This is a genomic window from Aliirhizobium wenxiniae (assembly GCF_019511445.1).
GTDB lineage: Bacteria > Pseudomonadota > Alphaproteobacteria > Rhizobiales > Rhizobiaceae > Neorhizobium > Neorhizobium wenxiniae_A.
This window is the reverse complement of record NZ_JAEUAN010000047.1, coordinates 1-6451: the sequence shown is the minus strand read 5'-3', so window position 1 is coordinate 6451 and position 6451 is coordinate 1. Positions and strand designations below refer to the sequence as shown.

The 6451-nt window shown below is 59.3% G+C and carries 5 protein-coding genes, 1 tRNA gene, 1 rRNA gene and 1 pseudogene; 7 read left to right on the top strand and 1 reads right to left on the bottom strand.

The window, feature by feature from the left end:
- Together rrf and JNB91_RS30070 are read left to right on the top strand one after the other, a co-directional pair.
- A 5S ribosomal RNA gene (gene rrf / locus JNB91_RS30075) occupies positions 1-112 on the top strand; the annotation flags it as partial.
- 249 nt (positions 113-361) lie between these two features.
- Positions 362-438 (top strand) — tRNA-Met (locus JNB91_RS30070).
- Here the strand turns inward: JNB91_RS30070 and JNB91_RS30065 are convergent.
- Entirely contained in the window at positions 395-2125 is a 1731-nt protein-coding gene (locus JNB91_RS30065) for a recombinase family protein (RefSeq protein ID WP_223218487.1), read from the bottom strand. The genes JNB91_RS30070 and JNB91_RS30065 overlap by 44 nt on opposite strands.
- 456 nt (positions 2126-2581) lie before the next feature.
- Between JNB91_RS30065 and JNB91_RS30060 the strand changes: the two genes are divergently transcribed.
- The 5 genes and pseudogenes from JNB91_RS30060 to istA form a co-directional block, all read left to right on the top strand.
- A complete protein-coding gene (locus JNB91_RS30060) occupies positions 2582-2881 on the top strand; it encodes a type II toxin-antitoxin system TacA family antitoxin (protein ID WP_220329096.1) in 300 nt (99 codons plus the stop codon).
- 3 nt (positions 2882-2884) lie between these two features.
- Positions 2885-3409, top strand: coding sequence for a GNAT family N-acetyltransferase (locus JNB91_RS30055; RefSeq protein WP_220329095.1), 525 nt, complete (start codon positions 2885-2887; stop codon positions 3407-3409).
- A 55-nt stretch (positions 3410-3464) separates the two neighbouring features.
- Positions 3465-4277 carry a hypothetical protein gene (locus JNB91_RS30050; protein WP_220329094.1) on the top strand — a complete coding sequence of 271 codons (813 nt, stop codon included), beginning with the start codon at positions 3465-3467 and terminating at the stop codon, positions 4275-4277.
- Positions 4278-4593: 316 nt separating this feature from the next.
- A pseudogene (locus JNB91_RS30045) lies at positions 4594-5622 on the top strand (DUF932 domain-containing protein); the annotation flags it as partial.
- 111 nt (positions 5623-5733) lie between these two features.
- Positions 5734-6451, top strand: a 718-nt coding sequence (gene istA, locus JNB91_RS30040) for an IS21 family transposase (RefSeq protein WP_223218485.1), incomplete at its 3' end; no start/stop codon positions are given.

Here is a 6451-nt window from a genome sequence, read left to right as displayed (position 1 = left end):
GGTGGTCATGGCGGGGCGGCCGCACCCGTTCCCATTCCGAACACGGCCGTGAAACGCCCCAGCGCCAATGGTACTCCGTCTCAAGACGCGGGAGAGTAGGTCGCTGCCAGGTCTTCTAAAGGCAATGCAGGCTTCAACAGTCTGAAAACAATCTTCTCGACACAATCTCGGCCCAAGCCGAAACACCAATTGGGCCGCATCAGCGGCCCTTCGTCGTTTGCAGAACATAAAAAATAAGGACAGCGCACAGGATCTAGCCGGTGCGTCCCTTACAGGAGACAAATCGGCTTCGCCAATTTGCTCCGGCAGTAGCCTCACAGCTTCGCTGTGACGCAGGCGCGCAAACAACGTTTGCGCTTGGCGCGGGGTGGAGCAGCCCGGTAGCTCGTCAGGCTCATAACCTGAAGGCCGCAGGTTCAAATCCTGCCCCCGCAACCATCTTTACTCGCGATCCCGACAAAGCCCCCTCGCGGGGCTTTTTGCGTTCTACGGCTATCGTCAGAATTCCAGCGAGATCACCGCGAACGTCGATCTCGATCTTGCCGTCAATCGGCGTCAGGATGATGTCCTCGACAAGCGAACGGATTACGTTTGCCGCTTCAATACGCTTTTCCTCGGAGTCGTCCTGTAGCGTTTCGTAGAGTTGCTGAACTCGCTTACGGTATTGCTGCGCCATTGCAGGATGCAGAAGGGGAGGCGGCTCGTCCGCAGTCGTTAGGAATGCGGTGAGCTCGGCCTTGCGGAGCTTCAACAGTTCGCCCCGTTCCTTCACGGCTTCGATGGAGATGGCCTCTTTAAGATAAAGGTCGATCAACCGGCCTTCCTCTCGGCTGATCTTCTCGATCTCAGCTTGAGCCGCATCGATATTCGCGCGGCTTTCCATGCGCAGACGATTTGTCTCCTGTGTATAGGCGTCGCAGAACTCCGCAAAGATCGCTGGATCGAGCATCCGGTTTCGGAGCGCGTTGAGCACGCGCGATTCCAACTCCTCGCGGCGAATGTTGACACGGTTGTCGCAGGTGCCCTTGTTCCGCGCGGTCGAGCAGCCGAGCAGGTTTGCCGAGATCGCCGAATAGCCGCCTCCGCAGCAGGCGCATTTGGTAAGCCCTGAGAAGAGATACTTGGGGCGACGGCGCGTGTTGATGACGGCGAGATCGGCATGGCCGGTTGCGCCGGGCTCGATCCTGTTCTCTCCTTGACGGACCTTTACTGTCTGCCACAGTTCGTCACAGATGATGCGCAGCTCAGGCGCCTCCTGAACGACCCATTCTGACTCCGGATTGGGCCGGGCCTGGCGCTTGCCGGTATTGGGGTCTTTTAAGAACCTCTGGCGGTTCCAGACGATCTTGCCGACATACATCTCGTTGTTGAGGATGCCGTTCCCGCGTTTTGGGTTGCCGTTGATCGTGCTGAAGCCCCAGTCGCCTCCAGAAGGGGCCGATATGCCCTCCTTGTTGAGGGCGAACGCGATGGATTTGGCAGACTTTCCGGCCGCGTAGTCACGGAATATCCGCTCGACGACCTTGGCCTGGGCCTCGTTGATGGTGCGGTCACCGCGAATAGGCTCGCCATTACTGCCCAGCTTTTTGACGACATCGTAGCCGTAGGCGTTCCCGCCGCCCGATTTGCCCGCCTGGACCCGCCCGCGCTGACCGCGGCGCGTCTTGTCGGCCAGATCCTTGAGAAACAGGGCGTTCATCGTGCCCTTGAGGCCAACATGGAGGTGCGAAACTTCACCTTCGGACAGTGTGAAGATATTTACGCCCGAATAGGACATCCGCTTGAACAAGCCGGCGATGTCTTCCTGATCGCGCGACAGGCGATCCATCGCCTCGGCCAGGATCAGATCGAAACGACCGCGCGTGGCATCCGAGATCAGTGCCTGAATGCCGGGTCGAAGAAGGGATGCGCCCGAGATCGCGTGATCGGTGTATTCCTCTACGATGTGCCAACCTTGCTTCTCGGCGTGAAGCCGGCACATGCGGAGCTGGTCGGCAATGGAAGCATCGCGTTGATTGTCGGAGGAATAGCGGGCGTAAATGGCGATTTTCAATTGGGGTCTCCGGTCTTCAGGAGCCGTCCGAACCCTGCTTGTTGATCTGCGCCGCGAAATTTGACGAGCCATCTGCCTGCCGAGCAACCGGGCGAGTTGCACGAGACGGGGATCTGGATTACCGCGCGGGGTAAGTGTCAGTTCTGGCGCGTCCAGAAGCATCGCTGCGAGCAGTTCTTCGCGCTCGCTTTCCGATACCACAGTCCCTGATGGGCGTGCTTTCTGGTTCATGCCCCGCAGAATTCACGCTAAAACCATGATAAACAACTGAATTCAAAGGTGAGTAGGCGGCCATGGTCGGGGCGGATGCGCGCGTCACGGAGCAGTCCAGCGAAGCATATCGTATGCTGGCATAGTGAAATAACCTACGAATACTCCGTGAAACCGATCCGTGGCGCATATAAACTCCTCGGTGACCATCCTCCCGCGCTAATTCCATAATGGCAAGGCAGGTCGTGAAGGAGATTGATAGTATCGTATTGCATTTGGCGCTACAAGTCGCTATTTTCCTCGTAAAGGAGATAAGTCATGGCCGCCGCTGTCGAACGCAAGGAATACCCGATCTCAATGCGCTTGCCTGAAGCAGACGTCGCAATGATCGATCGTGCGGCAAGCTTGCGCGGCCGTTCACGAACCGATTTCGTCCGGGAGGCCGCTGTGCGCGCCGCAGAAGAAGTCGTTATGGAGCAGGGGCTCATCCGCATGAGCCCGGAAGGCTTCGCTGATTTCATGGACGTCTTGTCCCTACCGGCCGCTCCTGTTCCCGAGATGGTGGAAATGGCCAGGCGGCCTGCTCCGTGGGAAGCCGGTTACAAGCCGAAGCAATAAGCCGTGGCATTATCGGCTCCAGAACCGCTTACGGCGGCGCATAATGTTTCCGAATTTTCCTGCGGCAAGCCGACGCTCGATCATTGGCTGAAGACGCGCGCGCTTTCCAATCAGGAAAAAGGTTTCACGGCGGTTCTCGTCGTCCACGAGGCGGGGCGCGTCGTCGGATATTATGGCTTGGCGCCGACCGCTGTCGTTCCTGCGATCCTGCCGCGCTCGATACGCACCGGGCAACCGCCCGATCCCGTTCCCTGTCTTCTCCTCGGCCAGCTTGCTACGGACACGGAGTGGGCGGGAAGAGGCATCGGTACAGGTCTGGTGAAACATGCCCTCGAGCGATGCGTCCAGGCCGCTGCTCTGATCGGTGGCCGAGCGTTGATGGTCAATGCCGTCGATCAGGAAGCGGCTCAGTTCTGGCAGCGCCGAGGTTTCATGCCCTCGAAGGACGATCCGCTCGTCCTGTTTCGCTCGATCGCCGCAATCGCCGCATCGCTGGCGGAGGCGCGGTCGCAAGGGCAGGGCAGATAATCTGAAGTCTCCCAAGCCAGGCAATTGGGCAAGAGGCATAACGAAGCATTTGATAATGGACCACGAAGACGACATTCTCGTTTCACAATATTCTGAATATCGGAAAGCTCTCCGCGACATAGAACCATGCATGTCATTCATGCCATATGGATGGTTCGAGCCGCCGAAAACCGTCCAGATCGACGCGGAGTTCGGCCTTCAGCAGATGGTCTATCGCGATCTGGCGGATGATGCCGCACGAGATCTTGCCAACGGGATCAATCACCTGACCGGTTTCACGATGCGTCTGGAGGCTTGGAGCAAGGTTATCCAAGGGCTTGATGTCCACGACAGGAACCTGCTGCTGCACGAGTTTGTTCAAGACCTGGCCGCTGCGGCGCTTCTCAGTCCATACACCCTTAAAGCCAGATTTTATTTCGCGGTCGCGCATCTGTCTCATCAGGCCAATTGCACCCGCAGGGGAGAGGAATTGTCGGATGATTTCGTGACGCTCCCCGAAGACTGGCGGATAAATGAAGAGGCCGCAGCCAGACTGGCGAAACCTTGGAGATCCTGGAAGAGGCTCATCAAGGCACTCAATACAGTCGACATGGGCGATTATAAAACGGCGACAGACGACTTTCGGAGCAAGCACACGCATCGGTTCACTCCACGGGTCGAACTCGGAATAACGCAGATGGTGAAGCGGCTGCCGTCGAAAGATGGCGGAAAGCTCTGCTATGGAGTGGGTGGTAGCGAATCTATTAGGCTGGAAACCGTGGTGCGCGAATTGAAGGTGCAGTGCGTACGGTTGTCTGAATGTTACGGCGAGTTCCAAAAGCTCGTGAATGAGCAAAGTACCGCACTATTCGGGGATGCCGTCGGTTGATCTCCCGTGATGAAGGAAGACCGATGAGATTGAGCGGGCGTCGCCCTTCGGGCCGGGCTCTCGGCTCGCGCTGAAGCCCTGCTGTCGCGGGTCTTCACCCTGGCGGGCTTTGATCCCTGATGCGGACGGAGCCAGGCAGCCGATACCTCACCGTCGCTCCTTCGCTGAGGGCTGCAATGTCGGTGGACGTCTGCCTTTGGGGTTCGACGGCGCTGGCGGCAGCATTGCTGTTTTAGAGTGAGAGTGCGGAACGGGTTTTCGTGACGGGTAAGGGTCGGAGAAGAGGTCTCCGGCGCCCGTTATGGAGATTGGTCGCATGAATATGCAGGTTCTGGATGGCCGTCGTGACGCGACCGGCGGTTACAAGGTAGATGTCAGCAGAGGCGAACGGATCGGCCGGGTGTCGTCGGAATGGTTCTCGCGCCCGGCCGACGAGCGCTACCTGTCGCTCAACGAGCTGATGGATTCGGTGCGTAACCGGGCCGAGCGTAGCCGATCACGCGTGGTCGAAAGCGCGCTTATCCATGTGGAGGCAAGCCGCACAGACGCAGAACGGCTGTCCCTGATCCTGCCCGGTTCGGACGTGCCGGTCGCGCCGACGCATTGGAGCTTCGGCCAGCTCGCCAGCCAGGTGGGCGCTCCGGCCGCCTATCTGCGCCAACTCCCGGCCGCCCTTGCCGGCATCAACCTTCAATATGGGCTGACCTCCAATCGTGCCGAGCAGATCAAGACGCTGGAAACCGACGATGGGCGGATCGACTTGCGAGCGGTCACGGGCGTGGATTACGGGAGGATTTACGATTATGAACTCGTGGAGGCCGTCCAGCGTATCGCCGGCAACGGCACTGGCGACACCCGGTGGAAGGTGCCGGGGGGTTTGGACTGGTCAACCGGGATCTACAATCCGCGCGTTGACATCACCAAGGACACGACGACGCTCTATGCGAGCGACCGCGACGTGTTCCTGTTCCTCGTCGATGATCTGAACCCCATCGAGGCCGGGCGTCTGGCGGATGGCTCGCCCGATCTCTACTTCCGCGGCTTCTATTGCTGGAACTCGGAAGTGGGGGCGAAGACGCTCGGCATGGCCAGCTTCTACCTGCGCGCGGTCTGCCAGAATCGCAATTTGTGGGGCATCGAGGATTTCGAGGAAATCTCGATCCGTCACAGCAAGTATGCGGCCTCCCGCTTCGCCCACGAGGCGGCCCCCGCGTTGCTGAACTTCGCCAATTCCTCACCGATGCCCTTCGTCAACGGCATCAAGGCTGCTCGCGAGCGGATCGTCGCGAGGACGGACGAAGATCGCACCGACTTCCTGCGTCGGCGCGGCTTCTCCAAGGCCGAGTGTGTTTCGGCGTGGAATATTGACCCCTCTGGCGGGGTGACCGGCGTCCAATTTTGACCCCCCACCTGTTTCGTCTGACCATCCGTCTTTTGCTGGCGGATGGAGGGGGAGTTGAAGCGAGTGGATACGATTGCGCGTGTTCGTCGAGCCTTCCATGTGCAGGGCTGGTCGGTGAAGAGGATCGTCCGGGAGTTGCATGTTTCCCGCAACACGGTCCGCAAGATACTGCGATCTGATGAGACGGACTTTTCCTACGAGCGCGAACGGCAGCCACTGCCGAAGACCGGGGCCTGGAAGGCTGAGATCGAGCGCTTCCTTGCCGCGAACGAAGGTAAACCCTCTCGTGAGCGGCTGACGCTGATCCGGATTTACGAAGAGCTTCGGGCGCTGGGTTATGACGGCAGCTACGACGCGATCCGGCGCTATGCGAAGGGGTGGTCGAAGGATCGAGGGGCTGTGACGGCCGAGGCCTACGTGCCGCTCTACTATGCGCCCGGTGAGGCTTATCAGTTCGACTGGAGCCACGAGATCGTCCTGATCCAGGGCGTGACAACCACGGTGAAGGTTGCGCATGTCCGGCTCTGCCACAGCCGAATGATGTTCGCACGAGCCTATATGCGTGAGAGCCAGGAGATGGTCTTCGACGCACACGACAAGGCCTTCGACTTCTTCCGTGGCACCTGCACGCGCGGCATCTACGACAATCTATGGACGCCTCCCGGGCGAGAAGAATATTTGGCGGCAACTCGGCATTGGATGCGTGAATCTATCCGGCCTATCGCTGGAGCGATCACGCTCCTGGCCTTGATGGGAGTCCGCTACCTCTGTC

What these genes read in the sequence shown, in the direction of transcription:
- JNB91_RS30050 (WP_220329094.1), top strand. Translation starts at nt 3,465, where the DNA reads ATGGACCACGAAGACGACATTCTCGTTTCACAATATTCTGAATATCGG.
- JNB91_RS30060 (WP_220329096.1), top strand. Translation starts at nt 2,582, where the DNA reads ATGGCCGCCGCTGTCGAACGCAAGGAATACCCGATCTCAATGCGCTTG.
- JNB91_RS30065 (WP_223218487.1), bottom strand. Translation starts at nt 2,125, where the DNA reads ATGGCTCGTCAAATTTCGCGGCGCAGATCAACAAGCAGGGTTCGGACG.